Genomic DNA, 19128 nt, shown 5'->3' with positions numbered 1-19128 from the left:
GAAGAGTTAGATGTATGGTAACAGCAGATCATACTAAAGAGCAATTAGACAGAGCAGTAGAAGTCTTTGAAGCAGTTGGAAAAGAGATGAATATACTAAAATAGATAGAATTATAATCCATTGGTCAAAATTCATATTTTGGCTAGTGGATTTTTAAATTTATTAATAAGAAATCTTGCGAAATGTATGCACAAACACATTAATATCAAGACAAACATAATACAATAATAATATATCAATTAAACATTAATTTATAATTTATAAATTATAAGAAAAGCTCATGATATAAAACATCAATTAGAGATTTCTTATTAATAAAAATAATCTATATAGAGGGGGATTTTATGAAAAACTGGTTGCAGGAAAATAACTGGAAGGAAACAGAGGAATTAATTAAAGAAAGTAAGGGAGTTGCCATAATACCTATAGGAAGTACAGAACAACATGGTCTACATTTACCAGTTGGTACAGACACCTATGTGGCTATAACATTGGCAGAAGCAGCTGCATTGGAGACTAACGCATTAATTGTTCCACCACTATGGTTTGGCTGGAGCCCACATCATATGGTACTTTCAGGAACAATTACTATTAGAGCAGAAGTATTAGTTGAATATTTATTTGATATTATAAAATCTATGTCAGATCACGGAGTTAAGAAATTTGTACTATTAAATGGGCATAGAATAGTAAATATAATTTGGATGCAATTAGCAGCAGAAAAAGCGCAAAGAGAATTAGATGTTGAAATTAAGATATTCGACCCAGCATATATGTCAAAGGATATTGTAAAGAAGCTTGGTTATGGTCCAGTAGGTCATGCTGACGAAATAGAAAGCTCTCATATGCTTTATAGATATGAAGAACTTGTACAAATGGATAAAGCTGTAGACAATCCAATAAGTCCTAAAGACTTATATTCTGTGGATCCTTCATATGAGCATGATACATTATGCTATGTTCCAAGCTCATTGAAATCAGCTAAAGCTCATGCTGAAACATCAGGAGGAATTACAGGTCAACCATCTAAGGCTACTAAAGAAAACGGAAAAATATATCACGATCACCTAGTGAAAAACTTAGTTAAAGTTATTAATGAATTACAAACTTCAGAACAATAGGAGGAAATCTCATGAGAAAGATATTAATTACCGGAGCATTAGGTCAAATTGGTTCAGAACTTACTACAAAATTAAGAGAAATTTATGGAGTAGAAAATGTTATAGCTAGTGGAAGAAGGATAAAAGAAGGACATGAACAATTAATTGAATCAGGGATTTTTGAAATTGTTAATATTAATGATGCAAAGCAAATGGGAGAAATAGTAGATAAACATAATGTTAATACTATAATTAATTTAGCTGCTATTTTATCTGCTGTTGGAGAAAAAGACCCAGTAGCATGTTGGGACATAAATATGAATGGATTATACAATGTTCTTGAATTAGGTAGAGAGAAAAACTTACAAGTATTTACCCCAAGCTCAATCGCTGCATTTGGTCCATCTACTCCACCAGATAATACTCCACAGGATACAATTCAAAGGCCAACTACTATGTACGGAGTGACAAAAGTTGCAGGAGAATTGTTATGTGACTATTATCATAAAAGATTTGGTGTAGATACTAGAGGTGTTAGATTCCCAGGATTAATTTCATATGAAACACTTCCAGGAGGAGGTACCACAGATTATGCAGTTCATATTTATTATGAAGCATTAAAGCATAAAAAATATACCAGCTTTATTGATAAGGGAACAAAGATGGACATGATGTATATGCCGGATGCATTGGATTCGATAGTGAATTTGATGGAAGCTGATTCATCAAAATTGAAACATAGAAATGCCTTTAATGTAACAGCTATGAGCTTTGAGCCTGAACAGTTAGCAGCTTCTATTAAGAAATTCATACCAGAATTCAAATTAGACTATGATGTTGACCCTGTTAGACAGGAAATTGCTAACTCATGGCCAAATTCATTAGACGATACAGCTGCAAGGGAAGAATGGGGCTGGAATCCAAAATATAATTTAGAAATGATGACAAAAGATATGTTGGAGAAATTGAAGATAAAATTAAACATAGAAGACTAAACATTTGTCAAACCCATATGGAAAATCCATATGGGTTCTATTGTTTTCTGGGGTGAATAATCTTTAGAATTTGATTATTTTGTTTTAATATGTTTTTTATTATATAATATACAATAGAAGTACAAAGTAATGGGATATGTATAATAACAATTGACTTCAAGGAGTGGTTACAATGTCAGATACTATTAAAAATTTGAGCCCAGATATATCAAAACTTATTATAGATCATTTAGACGGTGTTGTTATAACAGATCCCCAAGGTCGATATGTATATGTTAATGAGGCGTGGTCAGATATGATGGGCGGAATAAAACTTGAGGATATAAAAGGCAAATTTGTGCATGAGCTAATTCCTGACACGAAGATTGATATCGTTCTTAAATCTAAAAAAGCAATTACTGGTCATGTAATCATCTCAAAGGGACCTTCTAAAACAGAGGCATTTTCCACTTATATACCTATCCTTAAAGGTGGAGAATTAGTTGCAGGATTTATACATGTAATTATTAGGGGTATGAAGGGTGCTGTAGATTTTTCATCAAAAGTCAATAGTATGCTCAATCAAATTGAATATTATCAAGAAGAGTTGAGAAAGATTAGAGGGGCAAAGTACTCCATAGATAATATTATAGGTAATAGTCAAGAAATTCGGCAGATGAAAGATACTATAATTAACGCTGCAAGATCAAATTCTACTGTATTAATTGAAGGGGAGACTGGGACTGGGAAAGAGCTTGTAGCCCATTCTATACACGATTTGAGTATTAGAACCTCTGCACCTTTTATAAAGGTAAATTGTGCTGCGATACCAAGTAATTTGCTAGAATCCGAATTTTTTGGATATGAAGAGGGAGCTTTTACTGGAGCTAAGAAAGGTGGAAAAGAGGGTAGATTTGAAATGGCTAATGGAGGAAGTTTGTTTTTTGATGAGATCAACCAAATGCCGTTAGTATTGCAGCCAAAACTTTTAAGGGCTTTACAGGAAAAAGAAATTGAAAGAGTAGGTGGAAAAGAGAGTATCCCTGTTAATGTTAGGATTATTGCTGCTTCAAATGTTTCGTTAGATAAAATGATAAAAGAAAAAAAGTTTAGAAGTGATTTGTTTTATAGACTTAATGTTATAAAGATAGTTATTCCACCTCTAAGAAAGCGAAAAGAAGATATTCCACTAATAGCAGATAATTTGTTGGATAGATTGAATTTTCAACTAGGAATGAGTGTGCCTAGTATAACAGATGAGGCTAAAAGTAGACTTTTAGAGTATGAATGGCCAGGGAATATAAGGGAGCTACAAAATGTAGTAGAAAGAGCCATGAATATGTCTTGGGGTGAAACTTTGGAATGGAAACATTTTAGTCCTTACTTTGAGAATAAGAGGCTTCAGAAAAGCTCTAGAATAGATGGAAATAATGAATTTTTAATTAAAGATATGAAAGATAGACTGGAAAAAGAAACGATAACTGAAGCTCTCAATAAATGTAATAACAATAAGACACAGGCAGCAAATATACTAGGAATATCTAGAACTTTATTATATAAAAAAATTGATAAATATAATATAGATAAAAGTTAAACTGTAAACTATGGTTTGCGTAAACTTATGTTTACACATTTACCCAAAGATGCTTTATTACAATTATGTAAGAGAAAATAAAAAACTAGTGTAAACAACTGTTTACACTTAAACAAAAGGAAGTTTGAAACTATATGGCTAGAAGCCTATAATTTCAAGCTTCCTTTTTTGATAACAAATTGGCATGGTATTTGCAATACTTATATTCGAGAAAATCATTCTATAAAGGAGGAGAATATGAAAAATGCAGTTATAGTATCAGCTGTACGAACTCCCGTAGGAAAATGCAGAGGTGTATTGGCATCTGTAGAGCCATATAAAATGGGTGCATCAGTTGTTAAAGAGTCAATAAATAGAGCTGGCATAAGTATGGACTTAATAGATGAAGTCATCTTTGGAAATCTAATGGGCCATGATGTGAATAATATTGCAAGAATGGTTGCTCTTGAAGCTGGAATACCAATGGAAAAGCCTGCACTTACAATTGATAGACAATGTGGAACTTCTCTTAATGCAATTGCCCTAGGTGCAATGATGATTCAACTTGGAGAGGCGAAGGTAATAGTTGCAGGTGGTGTTGAAAGTGATTCCCGCAGACCATATGTGATGTTAAAACCTGAAATAGGATATTCTATAACTCCACCAAAATTCTCTGAGGGATTAAAGCTTTCACCAGATCATATAGGAAACCCTAATATGGGTATTACAGCGGAAAATCTTGCAGAGTTGTATAATATCACAAGGGAAGAACTAGATGATTATGCAGTAAATAGTCATAGAAAAGCTACTAAAGCAGAATCATCAGGAAAATTTAAAGAACAAATATTACCTATTGAAGTTGATTTGGGTAAGGGGAGGACAATTACTGTATCTGAAGATGAACCTATTAGAAAAGATGCTAATCTAGAATCTATGGCTAAATTAAAGCCAGTCTTTAAGAAAGATGGGATGGTCACAGCAGGTAATAGTTCACCAATGAGTGACGGGGCTGGAGCTATAGTTATTATGGAGGAAGAGTTGGCTAAGTCACTTGGTTTAGAGATTTTGGCAAGATATAAAGCTTTTACAGCAGTGGGCTGTGACCCAAACATTATGGGTATTGGACCAGTACCTGCTACTAAAAAAATTCTTGAAAAAACAAATCTTAAGTTAGAAGACATTGATTTAATTGAGTTAAACGAAGCCTTTGCTGCACAAACTCTGGCTTGTGTGAAGGAGCTAGGAATAGATGAAGAAAAGCTAAATGTAAATGGAGGAGCCATTGCTTTAGGGCATCCACTAGCAGGAACGGGAGCGATATTAACAACAAAAATGGTTTATGAAATGAAAGAGAGAAATGCTCATTTAGGATTAATAACATTTTGTTGTGGAGGTGGACAAGGAGTAGCTATGTTACTTGAAAGAGATTAATTCTTACAAAGGAGGAATAACAATGGCAAAAACTATTATTACAGTAGCAACAACAGGTGCATGGCCAACAAAGAAGGACAATCCAAATGTACCCCTAACACCTAAAGAGATTGCTGAAGATGTTTTTGAATGCTACAAAGCAGGAGCTGCAATTGCACATCTCCACATGAGAGATGATGAAGGCTTAGGAACTATGGATAAATCAAGATTTGAAGAAACTGTAAGACTTATTAAAGAAAAATGTGATATCGTAATTAATTGTACAACTTCTGGTGATTTAAATGCTACAGATGAAACAAGACAAGCCCACTTGAAGTCTATTCAACCTGAAATGGCATCATATGATTGTGGCTCAATGAATTGGCAACATAATACTGTATTTTTAAATACGCCTGCTTTTTTAGAAGAATTAGGTCAAACAATGCAAGAATATGGAGTTAAACCAGAGATTGAAATTTTTGATGCAGGCATGATTTATAATGCAAGGTATTATGTGAAAAAAGGTATATTAAAGGCACCTTTACATTACCAATTTGTTTTAGGGGCTGCTGGAGGAACAGCTGCAACTGTAGAGAATTTAGTTTATCTAAAGAGCTTAATACCTGAAGGATCTACTTGGTCTGCATTAGGTATTGGTAGAGGGCATATGCCAATTATGCTAACTGCTATAGCAATGGGTGGGCATATAAGAGTAGGTATGGAAGATAATGTGATGTTTGCAAAAGGTCAATTAGCAGAATCAAATAAACAATTTGTAGAACGTGCAGCAAATATCATAAGGGAAAGTGGCAATGAAGTAGCTACTTCAGATGAAGCAAGAGAAATCTTAGGATTGAAAAAATAAACTTAAAAGAGGAGAATGACAGATGAAAAGAATTATTGACTTAAGTATTTCAGTTGAAAGTGATTTACCTAGTGATCCACCAAAACAAAGGCCACAAATAGTATATAATAACCACAAAGAAACAGCTGAAGAAATGGCAAGTTTTTTTGGTAATGCAACAGTAGATGATCTACCTGAAGGAAATGGATGGGCAATAGAATATGTAACACTATCAACTCATACAGGAACTCACATTGATGCACCATATCATTTTTATCCAACTATGAATAAGGGTGAAAGAGCATGGACTGTTGATGAAGTACCTCTGGACTGGTTCTTTGGACATGGAGTAGTAGTAGACTTTAGAGATAAGCCTGATGGATATAAAGTAATGAGTAAAGATTTTATTGAGTATTTTGAGAAAATTAATTATAAGTTAAAAAAAGGAGATATTGTATTAATAATGACTGATGCACCTAAATATTGGGGAACAGAAAGATTTTTAACTGCTGGGTGTGGAATGAGTAAAGAAGCTACTTTATGGTTAATCGATCAAGGTGTAAGAGTTATGGGAACAGATGGATGGAGTTGGGATATACCACTGCCACTAACTGGAGAAGAGTTTAATCGTACAGGAGACAGTTCAATTATTTGGGAAGGACATAGAGCTGGAAAGGAAGAAGCTTATCTTCATATAGAAAAGCTTACTAATCTTGATCAACTCCCAATAACCGGTTCCGAAATAATTTGCCTTCCAATTAAAATTAAAGATGCAAGTGCAGGATGGATTAGAGCAGTTGGTATAGTAGAAGAATAATATATGTCTATTACTAAGAAATTACAGTAGGGTATTTTAAATAAAATGTAAGGGTGGTAGAAAGATGAATGTACAAGTTATTTTCACTATTTTCTTCATTGTTTTTGCAGCAATAATGGTAGGTGCTGGAATGTATAGTAAGAAGTGGGTATCTGACACTTCAGACTATATACTAGCTGGTAGAGAGGTAAGTTTATTAATCAATATAATGGGAGTAGCAGCCATAGGTTTTGCTGGTACAACAGTATCCTTGGCACCAGGATATTCTATTTTATACGGAATCAAAGGTTCACTTATATGGGGAGTTATTTATTCTGCATTAGGTCTTATATTCTATGGATTAGTATTCTCCAAATTCATTAGAACAAATGGAGCTCAAACACTTCCTGAGTATTTAGAAATGAGATATGATGGCAAAGTAAGGAATGTAGTTGCCGTTGGTACTATTATAGGACTGTGTGGTATACTGGCTAACAATATAATGTCTGTAGTTGGTATAGTATCTGGGTTCGTAGGTTGGCCACAAGGAATAGTTCTTGCAATAGTTTTTGCTATAATTTTAGTATTTACTTATATCAGTGGATTGTGGGCAGCAACAATAACAGACTTTTTCCAAGTATCTGTAGGAATTATAGCCGTTCCACTATTTTTAACAATGGCTGTTAAAAGATTTGGTGGAATTGACTTTCTACAAGCAAACTGGGGAGGAGCAAATGTATTTACAGAAGGAATTACAGGCGGAAGCATGGGAATTATGTCCTTAAAGTATCCAAGTGCACTCACATTTATTTTACTATTCGGTGCAGCTTTAGTTTGGGGAAACAACTATTATTGGATGAAAATTGCTTCCTGTAGAAATGAAAAAATTGCAAAGCAATCATTTGGTATAGCAGGATTATTATTAATTACAGTATTCATGATTCCTCTTGCATTTATAGGTGCATATGCAGGAGCAGTAATGCCAGAAGCCTATACACTTGCTGGAGGAACAAGTTTGCCTACAGCAGCATATGGAGTGTTCGCAAGTTTATTTCCACCAGTAGTATCATCATTCTTCATCATAGGTTCAGTAGCTGCATCTATTTCTACTGCTTCTACAGCCGCAATAGGAGCATCATCAACTGCTACTAGGGATATCTATCAAAGAATAATCAATCCTAAAGCGGATGGTAAGACAACACTAAAAGCTAGTAAGATAATAATGTTATTAGTTGGAATATTAACATGGGCATTATGCTACTTCCCAGGAGGACCAACATATTTATTTGCATTTGCTAATGCTTGGTTAGTACCACCTGCAGTATTACTTTGCTTTGGAGCCATTTGGCCTAAATTCAATTCAAACGGAGCATTATGGGGAGTTTTAGCAGGAATGGTATCCATGGCAGCATTAACACTTACTGAATTATTAGGAATATTTAGCGTTGGAAAATGGACACATTTAGCTATCATTGGTTTCTTAGTAACTGTTATAGTGGGTCTTATAACTACAAAATTAAAACCTTCAAAATATTATGCTCAATCAGACTGGAAAATTAAAGTATCTGAAGGCAAGAGAGAAAATGTTACATTAGATAAAATGGACATTCAAGTATTAGAATTAATTAGAAACGGCCATATATACATGGCGGATATAACAGATGCATTAGGTGTTGATTCAAAGGCTTCCAATTCAGCAATAGAAAAACTAGATCGTGGTGGTTATATAGAAAGAGCAGGTCTAGTGGGTAGTAAGTTCTATGAATTCTATGTAACTAAAAAAGCCAATGAAGTTTTACCTCAACTAACAGGACAACAAGCAGAGATGAATAAAGTTGGATTAAATACATCATATGTTGGATTGTTAAAAATTGCTAATGACGCACCACAAAATGTAAATAGTTATGTGAAAGATCAACAATGGAAATCTCTAAAAGTATCAAGTGTTACTTCACATCTAACAAGACAGGGATATATCATTGAAAAGGGCTTGTTTAAGAGAAAAATCAAAGTAACACAAAAAGGTATAGAAGCAATCAAGAAATACGCTTAATACCACAGCAGTACCCCCAATAGTAAAGGCACAGGTGATTCTCCCTGTGGGAAAATTAAACCCATATGAGTTTTTTTATATGGGTTTTCCTATAGAAAAATATAAATATCAATCTCACTCATAGCCAAGCACGAAATAAATTCAGGGGAATAAAATATATATAACAAGGTAATAATCCAATTATAGAATCATGGTGAGGGGTGGATTAATATGTATTGTAGGATATGTGGAAGCAATAAATCGAAGACAAATCTACTAAGTCAAATAGTTTGCAAAGAATGCCTAGATGAGATATCAAGGACATCTGTATATGATGAAACCTATGATCAGTATAAAAATATAATAAGGATTTTGCTTGGATATTACATATCTGAACTCCATCAACTAAACCCTGTAAATTAATACAGGGTTTTATAAAAAGTTTTTTTAAATTAATGGTTTATATATCTGAAAATGTGATATATAATAGATAAGATATAGAAAAATTATTAGGAGGATGATGGCTGGGAATGAAAACTCCCGTATTTGATGCGCTAAAAAAATTAATGGAAGAAAACAGTGTGTTTTTCCATATGCCTGGACATAAGGGTAAAAATACACTAATTAATTGGGGTGACTATATACCATTTATAGACACAACAGAAACAGAAGGCATGGACAATTTGCTAGACCCTCGGGGCATCATCCAAGAGAGCCAAGAACTAGCAGCAAAATTATTTGGTTCAAAGTATACTCAATATGCAGTAAATGGCTCAACTGGAAGCATTTATATAGCTTTAGCCACAATAACTAAACCAGGAGATAAGATTCTAGTTCAAAGAAATTGTCATAAAGCAGTATATAATTCTATGATATTAAATAGATTAAATCCTATATATATGTATCCAAATTATAATGAAGAGTACCATGTAATGACAGGTTTGGATCCAAAGAAAATAGATGAGATTTTAGCCGAAGATGAAAAAATTAAAGCAGTGGTCATAACATATCCTAATTATTATGGAGTATGTTCTGATTTAGAGACCATAGCAAATATAGTTCACAAACACAATAGAATATTAATGGTAGACGAAGCCCATGGACCTCACATGACATTCTCAGAGAGACTTCCTAAGCCAGCCTTAGCATGTGGTGCAGATATAGTAATTCATAGCACACATAAGACCCTAGCAAGTTTTACTCAGACATCAATGATTCATGTAGGAACAGATAGAGTAGATTTGAATAAACTTAGAGACAGGTATCAATTATATACAACAACTTCACCTTCATATCTCTTCACTGCATCAAATGAAATAGCAACAGCATATATGGATACTGAAGAAGCAAGGGAAAAATTGGAATGGAATATAGATAAATGTGAAGAAACTATAAAAAGGCTTAATGCAATTGATAGAGTATTCGTATTTACTGGAGATGAAAATGATAAAACCATATTTGCAAAAGATAATACGAAGATATTATTTAGAATAGATGGAATGAAAGGCTCTCAAGTAAAGAAACAATTATATGCTAAATATAATATAAGACTAGAGATGACAGACTATTACTATGCATTAGCCTTAACATCCTTTATGAATGAAGAAGAGGATTATGAAAAATTAATAGCTGCTGTGGAAGATTTAGCAAAAAATGCACCATATGATGAAATAACGCCTGTTAGCATTGAAATGCCAATACCAAAGGTTATGAAACCTATATATGAAGCATACCATAGCGGTAAAAAGCAAATAGAGTTAAAAGATAGTATAGGTAGAGTATCCGCTGCTTCTATTATTCCATACCCACCAGGAGTGCCATTGGTGGTACCAGGTGAGGAAATAACACAAGAGTTATATGACCAGATTGTGTTTTTAATGGAAAATGGTATAGAAATAGTAGGGCTAATGGGATATAATAAAGATAAATTAGTTGTACTTGAATAAGAAGGGGAGTTTTTAGGTGAGAGGACTGTTTATAACTTTAGAGGGGCCAGATGGTTCAGGTAAATCAACAATTATAAAATTATTAAGTGATTACTTGAAAGATAAAGGCATAGAATTTATTATGACAAGAGAACCTGGAGGCACTTTAATAGGGGAAGAAATCCGCCATATAATATTGGATAAAAAAAACACTTCAATGGGTGCAGAAACCGAAGCCTTACTTTATGCAGCTGCAAGAGGACAACATGTTCACGAAAAAATTCTACCTGCTATTGAGCAGGGAAAGATTGTATTTTGCGAAAGATTTACATTATCATCTTTGGCTTATCAAGGTGTAGGTAGAGGCTTAGGTATTGAGAGAGTAAAATCTATTAATGACTTTGCCATTAGAGGGATTTATCCAGATCTAATACTTTTCTTCCATGTAGATCCAGAGTTGACCTTAGAAAGGAAACTAGGCAAAGTCCCTGGAGATAGGTTAGAGCAGGAAGGAAATGATTTTCATAGAAGGGTTTATGATGGATACATGGAATTATTGGAGATGTACCCTGAGAATATAAAAATAATTGATGCAACAAAAACTGTAGAAGAAGTATTGCAACAAAGCATCATAGAAATAGAAAGATTGCTAGATAAAAAAGGGGAGTGAAGAAATGAAACTGATAATATGTATAGTTCAGGATCAAGACTCAGGAAGTCTAATTGATGATTTAACAGAGAAAGGACATAGGGTTACGAAACTATCCTCTACAGGTGGATTTTTAAAATCAGGAAATACTACCCTATTAATTGGAGCAGATGATGAACAAGTATCTGATGTACTGAAGGTTATAGAAGAGAACTGTAAGACTAGAGAGATTACAACATCATTACTATCAGTTACAATGCCTGGAGATACCTATATGCCATTCCCATTAGAAGTAAAGGTTGGAGGGGCAACAGTATTTATCTTAGATGTAGAAAATCATATTAGGATATAGGAGGGGATTAGTTTGAAACTTATTATTGCAATAATTCAAGATGAATATATTTCAAAAGTAGTCAAGACATTGATGGATAATAAAATTAGAACTACTAAGCTCTCTTCAACTGGTGGTTTCCTAAAATCTGGCAATACTACCCTTTTAATAGGAGTAGAGAACAATGAAATTGATACTGTGACAGAGCTTATACGAAAAGAATGTACAAGCAAAAAAGTTAAGTCTGGAAATGAAGAGGTATTAGTTGGTGGAGCAAATTTATTCGTAATAGATATAGACAAATACATGAAGATATAGACAGAGGTAAGAAATGGATTTCAGTCAAATATTAGGCCATGAAAAACAAATTGAATCTTTAAAAGGTGCCATTAAAAATGGCACTATTAATCATTGCTATTTATTTGAAGGAGAAAAGGGCTTAGGTAAGAAAAACCTAGCCCTAGCCTTTTCTAAGGCAATTTTATGTAAAGATAATAAATCTCCAGAACCATGCAATGTCTGTAGCTCATGTATCAAATTTAATGCAGATAATCATCCTGATTTCAAGCTTATTTCACCTGAAAAAGGAGTTATAAAAAAAGATGAAATAGATAAGCTAATTAAGGGCATGGCTACCACTCCATTTGAAGGAAATAAGAAGGTTTTTGTTATAGATAGTAGTGATATGATTCGAATAGATGGTCAAAATAGAATATTAAAGACTTTAGAAGAACCGCCTAATTACATAAATATTATCTTAATTACATCCAATAGTACTAAGCTAATTCCCACAATATTATCCAGATGTCAAATCATAAAATTTTATCCAATAAGAAATTCAAAAATTATAGATTTATTAGTTAAAGAATATGGACTTCATATAGATAAGGCTAAATTTATAGCAGATTTTTCAAAGGGTTCTGTTGAAAAATCTATAGAGTTAGCAAATTCAGAAGATTTTTTTCAAAAAAGGGAAGAAACCATATCTATAATAGATAGTTTGTTAAATGGAGATAAAGTAAAAGCACTTACTTCTATGGATTTTTTCAATGAAAATAAAGAAAACATTGAGGAAATACTAGATATTATTATATACTGGTTTAGAGATTTATTAATCTACAAGGAAATTGGAGAAACACCAGTATTAACAAACAATGATAAAGTAGAAATGCTATCTAGACAATCCTTTATAGATTTTACCAGAATTAATGATATAATATATAAAATAGAAGATACTAAAAATAATATTAGAAGAAATGTTAATTTTGGATTATCTCTAGAGACAATGCTTCTTAGTATATAGGAGGAATATAGATGATAAAGGTTGTAGGAGTAAGATTTAAGAAGGCAGGTAAGATATATTACTTTGATCCTGATGAAATAGATGTTAAATTTAATGATTTTGTAGTAGTGGAGACGGCTAGGGGAATTGAATTTGGACATGTAGTAGTAGGACCAAAGGAAGTAACTGAGGAAGAAATAGTGGCACCCTTGAAAAAAGTCCTGAGAGTAGCCTTAGATGAGGATTTTGATATTCATAGAGAGAATAAAAAGAAGGCTGCCGAGGCAATAGAGTTGTGCAAACAAAAGGTAGAAGAACATAATCTATCTATGAAACTTGTAGATGTTGAATATACTTTTGATAATAACAAGGTAATATTCTATTTTACAGCAGATGGAAGAGTTGATTTCAGAGAATTAGTCAAGGACTTGGCTGCTATATTTAAGACCAGAATAGAGCTTAGGCAAATAGGAGTAAGAGATGAAGCTAAGATGATAGGCGGCATAGGGCCATGTGGTAAAACTGTATGCTGTGGTCAATTCTTAGGAGAATTCGAACCAGTATCTATAAAAATGGCAAAGGAACAATCCTTATCCTTGAATCCAACAAAAATATCGGGCCTTTGCGGACGACTTATGTGCTGCTTAAAATATGAACATTCAGTCTATGAAGAGTTATTAAAAGGGATGCCTCAAGTAGGTGCCATAGTATTGACTCCAGAAGGAAAGGGAATTGTAGTTGAGACTTATACATTATTAGAAAAAGTAAAAGTAAAGGTGAGACTAAAGGATAATACTGATGATTTAATCTATTATTTAGTCAAAGACATCACCAATACAGGAGAAATAGACCCTTCTTATGAGAGAATAGTAGATTCGACAGAGGAAGTAGTAGATGTGAAAGATTTGGAAGATTAAGAAGTAGACAAATATGTTTAAAATATCTTTTAATATTGTTACAAATCTGTTAGAATGAAATCGTATTAATCTTTAATTCATGGGGAGGTGAAAAAAATGGCATATAGAATTCATGAAGATTGTATCGCTTGTGGCGCTTGTCAACCAGAATGTCCAGTTGATGCCATATCAGCAGGAGATATCTATGTTATAGATCCTGACAAATGTATTGATTGTGGTGCTTGTGCAAATGTTTGTCCAGTAGACGCACCTAAACCAGAATAGTACTTAAAAAGAAGACCCACTAGGGTCTTTTTTGCAACCAATAAGTTTAGTTTTTGGTGCCTGGCACCAAAAACTAAACTTATTAAAAATTCAGAAAATATGAAGAGGTAAAATGTATGATGAATGAAAGAATAGATATAGTTCCGGGAAGTGATTTAAAGATAATACAAAATAGAGAAAGATTTTCCTATGGTACCGATGCCATATTTTTGTCTCAATTTGCTAAGCCTAAGGGTACAGTAGTAGACTTAGGCACAGGTACTGGAATTATTCCACTGAGGCTATGTGAAAAGGATAATGTGGATATAATCTATGGTATAGAAATTCAAGAAGAAGTTGCTGATATGGCTAGAAGATCCATAGAGTTAAATAATCTGAAGGACAAAATTTCTATATTAAATATGGATTTAAAGGATTTACCAACTAAATTTAAGAAAAATACCATAGATACTATTATAACTAATCCACCATATATGAAATCAGGAGGAGCATTAATCAATTCAGAGGAAAACTTTGCCTTATCACGACATGAAATAAGCTGTACCCTAGAGGATATAGTTGAAGTTTCAGAGTACTTACTAAAGCCATTAGGAAGATTTTACATGGTACATAGACCAGATAGATTAGTCGATATAATTTATACATTAAGAAAATATAAAATTGAACCAAAATACATAAGATTTGTTCAACCTAAGATAAATAAGAAACCAAATCTAATATTAATTGAAGCAGTAAAAGATGGTAAACCTGATTTAAAGTTTTATGATCCCTTGATAGTATATAAGGAAGATGGGAAATATACAGATGAAATATATAAGATATACGGGACAGAGGGACGGGAGTAGTGTCCCACTTGCAATAGACAAATAGTAAAAGTGTGGGAGTACCTCTGAAAGATTTGCTATACCTTCCAAGGAAATTTAAAAACTGTTTTGGAAACTAGGGTTTTTAGCGGAGCGTTCCATTAGTTTCCTGTTTTTAAATGACTTGTTGAAGGTATCAAATCTTGAAGTGAAACGAGTGCTTTTACAATTTGTCAAAATAAAGAGGGACAGTAATACTGCTGTCCCACTAAGAATGTAAGGAGAAATAAAATGGATAGAGGAAAATTATATATATGCCCAACTCCCATAGGTAATTTGGAGGATATGACTCTTAGAACCATAAGAATACTGGGAGAAGTGGATTTAATTGCAGCAGAGGATACTAGGCATACAATCAAGCTGCTAAATCATTTTGAGATCAAAAAGCCATTGACATCATATCATGAACATAATATTAGAGAAAAAGGCTTTGAGTTAATAGAAAAGATGAATCTAGGTCAAAGTATTGCCCTAGTCACAGATGCAGGAATGCCAGGCATATCAGACCCAGGTCAAGAGCTTATAAGACAAGCAATTGATGAAGGTATAGATGTAGTCCCATTACCAGGTGCTACAGCTTCTATCACAGCCTTAGTTATTTCTGGATTATCAACTGATAAATTTATCTTTGAAGGCTTTTTATCCTCAAAGAAAAGGGAGAGAATCAAAGAACTTGAAAGAATTAAGGAATATAAATATACAACAATAATATACGAATCCCCTCATAGACTAATGGATTTGTTAGAAGATATGATAAATATCTTAGAGGACAGAGAGATTTCAATTTCCAGGGAACTAACAAAGAAATATGAAGAAACCTTCCGTGGCACATCATCTCAAGCCTTAGAAAAATTTAAGGATTCTGGTGTAAAAGGGGAATTTGTAATTGTAATAGAAGGAAATTCAGAGGAAATAGTAGTAGAAGAAATAAATATTGAAGTGATGTTAAGAAAATATATAGAAGAAGGTTTTACAAAAAAGGAAGCAGTAAAAAAGATCTCAGAAGAACACAATATACCTAAGAATTTAGCATATAAAGAAAGCCTTAGGTTAAAAGATAGTTAATAGTTATTCACTAATAAAAACAGGGGGTGGGAATTTCATGTACAATATACATAATGAACTTAAAGAAAAAATATCAAACTTGAATAAACTAATACAGGACAAGTATAGTGATGTATTTTCTTTAAACAAAAATCAACTTAGGTCTTTTATAGAAGAGCATATTGGTACTATTATTCCCATGACAAAGCTTGAAAATAGACATTTGGCTCTTTATGAGTCAAAGGGTGGAATTGTAGGCGTAGATGGCTCTACAAATAAAATGGGAGGATCTTATCCTCATTTTATTGAAATGTTTCAAGGTTTAGCAAAATCAACTATCTCTCATAATGAGCCTATATTTAAATCCTATGTATATTCCCCAATAATGGAAGATGAAGAAAAAAACATACTAGAAGAAGATGAAAAAATCATCGCTGAAAAGAAAAACAAGGCTCTAGCCAGTATAGAAGTAGAGGTTGCCTTGGAGAGTGTGGAGAAATATAAGCCCTATGCTATTTTAATGGATGGTTCTCTCATAAGGTATTATATATATTCCTACGAGCTGTGGATGAAGCTAAGAGAGAAATGCGAGAAACATGGGATTTTATTAGTTGGAGTTATTAAGGATATAAAAACTTCAATAATTGGAGATAAATTAGGTGAGGTGGATTCTAAGTTGAAGATAGATTCCTATGATAGAGAAATACTTTTTGGTCAGCTTGATTATGGAGAAATGATAGTAATCAAAGATGAGGCTAATAAAAAGAAGGAAGCAGGATATTCTTCAGTATTTATGAGGTCATCATTAGCCCCTAGTGTCATAGGAATGGATATTATAGATAGCCAAAAAGACAGCTTAGAAGAAATGGGTAGACTAGTATTTACCTTAACACCAGAAAACAGTCGTGGAGTTCCTCTGTGGTTAGACATAGTAGATAAAGAAGTTCTAATATCAAATGCCATGATGAAAGGCTTAATGGAGAGATATATGGACAGAGACATATACGAAAGATTTTTCATTTCGGAAAGAGCTAAGAGGAACTAAATTATACTTGGGTCCGGTTGATATGTGAGAACGGTTCTACGATTCAAGCTTTGAGAATTATCAACACACAGAAAAAAATAGAGTTGCAAACTCGCTTCGCTCAAACAGTGCAACTCTCCCAATTTTTTTCTTTAGTGTGATAATTACATCAAAGCTCTCATATGTAGCCCCTTATCTCTCATATCAACCTCAAAAGATATTAAAAAGTTTTAGGTGAAAGGTTGTGATTAAATGAAAGTAGTTGGTATTACCAGTCAACAGGAAGTATTTATAGGATCAAAGACTAGAAACTTTAGAATAAATGAATTTTTAATAATAGAGGACCCTTATCAAAATGATTTGCTAGGAGAAGTTGTTGAGGCGAAAACTTTCAATAGATATATTCCTTTAAATATATCAGGAGACTTTGTAGATGGATCTGTTTTGGAGTCATTAAAGTCTCTAGGATACAATATTGACGAGGAAACCATCTATGTGGCTAAGGTAAGACTACTTAATGAAGCACTATATCCCGTACAAACGGGTTCAGATATTAGATTACCTGAGTTTCGTGAAGTAAAGGATTTGATGATAAAAACCAAAAAAGAAGATGGATTAATTCTAGGAGTTATTAGAAATACAGATGATATGGCAGTAGGTATGGATGAAGAGTACAAGAATTTATTATATACTTTTGAAGAAAAGGGTCTATGCCCTCAAAGGGAAATTCCCTATATATTAGATATAAAATCCATGCACCATTATCCTCATATAGGAGTATTTGGTGGTTCTGGTTCAGGAAAATCCTTTGGTCTAAGAGTACTGTTGGAAGAATTAATGCAGCAAGATATTCCTACAATAGTGTTAGATCCCCATTTTGAGATGGATTTTAGTGAAAAAGCGGCCTATTTACCGGTAGATACAGTGGATTTTGAAGATAAATTCAAATGTCTTCAAGTAGGATTTCATGTGGGAGTAAAATTTGAAGATCTAGCTGCCCAAGATTTGAAAAACTTATTAGATGCAGCTTCCACTTTGACCGATGCCATGAATAATGTAGTCGATGTACTGTTTAAGAGAAAGGATTCTTTCTATAGTTTCTACAGTAGGTTACAGATGCTTACAGAAGCCCAAGAAGAAGGATCTGCTGAGAGAATAGATAATAGGATTAATTATGCAGATACAGAGGAAGAAAGAAAGGCCTGGGAAAGAAGAAAGGAAGTTTATCAGAAATATGATAAAACTTGCCCATATAATTCAGTAAAGGGAATAATGTGGAGATTGAAGAGATTGGACAACGAAGGTATATTTTCAAAGGATATTCGAGAAATTGAAGAAGGACTTCAAAGGGGCAAGCTAATGGTCATCCAGGGTAATACTAGGATTCTTCAAGTATTTAGTACTTATTTATTAAACAATCTTTATCACAAGAGAAGAGATTATAAGGATGCTTTATATAAAAAGACTACTGCAGAATATTTTCCACCATTTATAGTAGTCACAGATGAAGCTCACAACTTTGCGCCAAAGGGATATGATTCCCCTTCTAAATCCATATTAAAGGAAATATCCCAAGAAGGTAGAAAATATGGAGCATTTTTAATACTTGCCACACAAAGACCTACATTATTAGATGAAACTATTACTGCTCAGCTAAATACTAAATTTATATTTAGAACTGTTAGAGCATCTGATATACAGACTATAAAGGAAGAAACAGACCTTACAATGGAAGAAACCAGAAGATTACCTTATCTAAGGACAGGAGATGTATTCATTTCATCAGCCTCCATGGGAAGAACAATATTTGCTAGAATTAGAGCTGCCACTAGCTCCAGTCCACATACGGAAAATCCCTTTGATGAACTGAAAAACAAAGGAAAAGAAGATGATGAAAAATTCATGAAAATAATTCTAGCAAAGCTTCCTATAAATGATACGGACTTAATTCATATCATAATGGATATTGAAAAGGAAGCTGGCATTACCTTCACATTAGATAATTTGGAAAATAGATTAAAACAAATGGTAAATAAAGGATTATTGAGTAGGCAAGAGACAATTTTTGGGTATAGATACAACATGTCAAAATAGTTTGAA

At 33.3% G+C, this 19128-nt stretch carries 19 protein-coding genes; all 19 read left to right on the top strand.

Annotation, left to right across the window (positions count from 1 at the left end; all coding sequences use genetic code 11):
• The first annotated feature begins 344 nt into the window (after positions 1-344).
• The 19 genes from RIN63_RS13680 (at position 345) to RIN63_RS13590 (ending at position 19122) form a co-directional block, all read left to right on the top strand.
• Positions 345-1121, top strand: coding sequence for a creatininase family protein (locus tag RIN63_RS13680; RefSeq protein ID WP_310445303.1), 777 nt, complete (start codon positions 345-347; stop codon positions 1119-1121).
• Between the two features lie 11 nt (positions 1122-1132).
• Positions 1133-2095, top strand: a complete 963-nt coding sequence (locus RIN63_RS13675) for an L-threonine 3-dehydrogenase (protein ID WP_310445302.1) — start codon at positions 1133-1135, stop codon at positions 2093-2095.
• A 172-nt stretch (positions 2096-2267) separates the two neighbouring features.
• Positions 2268-3668 carry a sigma 54-interacting transcriptional regulator gene (locus RIN63_RS13670; protein ID WP_310445301.1) on the top strand — a complete coding sequence of 467 codons (1401 nt, stop codon included), beginning with the start codon at positions 2268-2270 and terminating at the stop codon, positions 3666-3668.
• A 237-nt stretch (positions 3669-3905) separates the two neighbouring features.
• Entirely contained in the window at positions 3906-5078 is a 1173-nt protein-coding gene (locus RIN63_RS13665; protein ID WP_310445300.1) for a thiolase family protein, read from the top strand.
• Between the two features lie 22 nt (positions 5079-5100).
• Entirely contained in the window at positions 5101-5922 is an 822-nt protein-coding gene (locus RIN63_RS13660) for a 3-keto-5-aminohexanoate cleavage protein (RefSeq protein WP_310445299.1), read from the top strand.
• 22 nt (positions 5923-5944) lie between these two features.
• The gene (locus tag RIN63_RS13655) at positions 5945-6718 is read left to right on the top strand and encodes a cyclase family protein (RefSeq protein WP_310445298.1); all 774 of its coding nucleotides are present in this window, start codon (positions 5945-5947) and stop codon (positions 6716-6718) included.
• Between the two features lie 64 nt (positions 6719-6782).
• The gene (locus RIN63_RS13650) at positions 6783-8750 is read left to right on the top strand and encodes a sodium:solute symporter family protein (RefSeq protein WP_310445297.1); all 1968 of its coding nucleotides are present in this window, start codon (positions 6783-6785) and stop codon (positions 8748-8750) included.
• A 210-nt stretch (positions 8751-8960) separates the two neighbouring features.
• Positions 8961-9152: a sigma factor G inhibitor Gin gene (locus tag RIN63_RS13645; RefSeq protein WP_310445296.1), complete on the top strand. Its 192-nt coding sequence runs from the start codon at positions 8961-8963 to the stop codon at positions 9150-9152.
• A 107-nt stretch (positions 9153-9259) separates the two neighbouring features.
• Positions 9260-10675 carry an aminotransferase class I/II-fold pyridoxal phosphate-dependent enzyme gene (locus RIN63_RS13640; protein WP_310445295.1) on the top strand — a complete coding sequence of 472 codons (1416 nt, stop codon included), beginning with the start codon at positions 9260-9262 and terminating at the stop codon, positions 10673-10675.
• A gap of 25 nt (positions 10676-10700) precedes the next feature.
• Positions 10701-11324, top strand: coding sequence for a dTMP kinase (gene tmk, locus RIN63_RS13635; RefSeq protein WP_310445305.1), 624 nt, complete (start codon positions 10701-10703; stop codon positions 11322-11324).
• A gap of 4 nt (positions 11325-11328) precedes the next feature.
• Positions 11329-11655: a cyclic-di-AMP receptor gene (locus tag RIN63_RS13630; protein ID WP_310445294.1), complete on the top strand. Its 327-nt coding sequence runs from the start codon at positions 11329-11331 to the stop codon at positions 11653-11655.
• 12 nt (positions 11656-11667) lie between these two features.
• The gene (locus tag RIN63_RS13625; RefSeq protein ID WP_310445293.1) at positions 11668-11952 is read left to right on the top strand and encodes a cyclic-di-AMP receptor; all 285 of its coding nucleotides are present in this window, start codon (positions 11668-11670) and stop codon (positions 11950-11952) included.
• 13 nt (positions 11953-11965) lie between these two features.
• The gene (locus tag RIN63_RS13620) at positions 11966-12937 is read left to right on the top strand and encodes a DNA polymerase III subunit delta' C-terminal domain-containing protein (RefSeq protein WP_310445292.1); all 972 of its coding nucleotides are present in this window, start codon (positions 11966-11968) and stop codon (positions 12935-12937) included.
• Between the two features lie 11 nt (positions 12938-12948).
• Entirely contained in the window at positions 12949-13833 is an 885-nt protein-coding gene (locus RIN63_RS13615; RefSeq protein WP_310445291.1) for a stage 0 sporulation family protein, read from the top strand.
• A 96-nt stretch (positions 13834-13929) separates the two neighbouring features.
• Positions 13930-14097 carry a 4Fe-4S binding protein gene (locus RIN63_RS13610; protein ID WP_310445290.1) on the top strand — a complete coding sequence of 56 codons (168 nt, stop codon included), beginning with the start codon at positions 13930-13932 and terminating at the stop codon, positions 14095-14097.
• Between the two features lie 116 nt (positions 14098-14213).
• A complete protein-coding gene (locus RIN63_RS13605) occupies positions 14214-14942 on the top strand; it encodes a tRNA1(Val) (adenine(37)-N6)-methyltransferase (RefSeq protein ID WP_310445289.1) in 729 nt (242 codons plus the stop codon).
• Between the two features lie 249 nt (positions 14943-15191).
• Positions 15192-16025: a 16S rRNA (cytidine(1402)-2'-O)-methyltransferase gene (gene rsmI / locus RIN63_RS13600; protein ID WP_310445288.1), complete on the top strand. Its 834-nt coding sequence runs from the start codon at positions 15192-15194 to the stop codon at positions 16023-16025.
• Positions 16026-16062: 37 nt separating this feature from the next.
• Entirely contained in the window at positions 16063-17049 is a 987-nt protein-coding gene (locus tag RIN63_RS13595) for a DNA double-strand break repair nuclease NurA (RefSeq protein ID WP_310445287.1), read from the top strand.
• A gap of 231 nt (positions 17050-17280) precedes the next feature.
• Complete coding sequence (locus RIN63_RS13590; RefSeq protein WP_310445286.1) at positions 17281-19122, top strand: ATP-binding protein; 1842 nt, start codon at positions 17281-17283, stop codon at positions 19120-19122.
• The last annotated feature ends 6 nt before the right edge of the window (positions 19123-19128 follow it).

Origin of the sequence: Tissierella sp., assembly GCF_031460495.1 — a bacterium.
Lineage (GTDB): Bacteria > Bacillota > Clostridia > Tissierellales > Tissierellaceae > JAVKTS01.
This window is presented reverse-complemented; position numbering and strand designations above follow the sequence as displayed.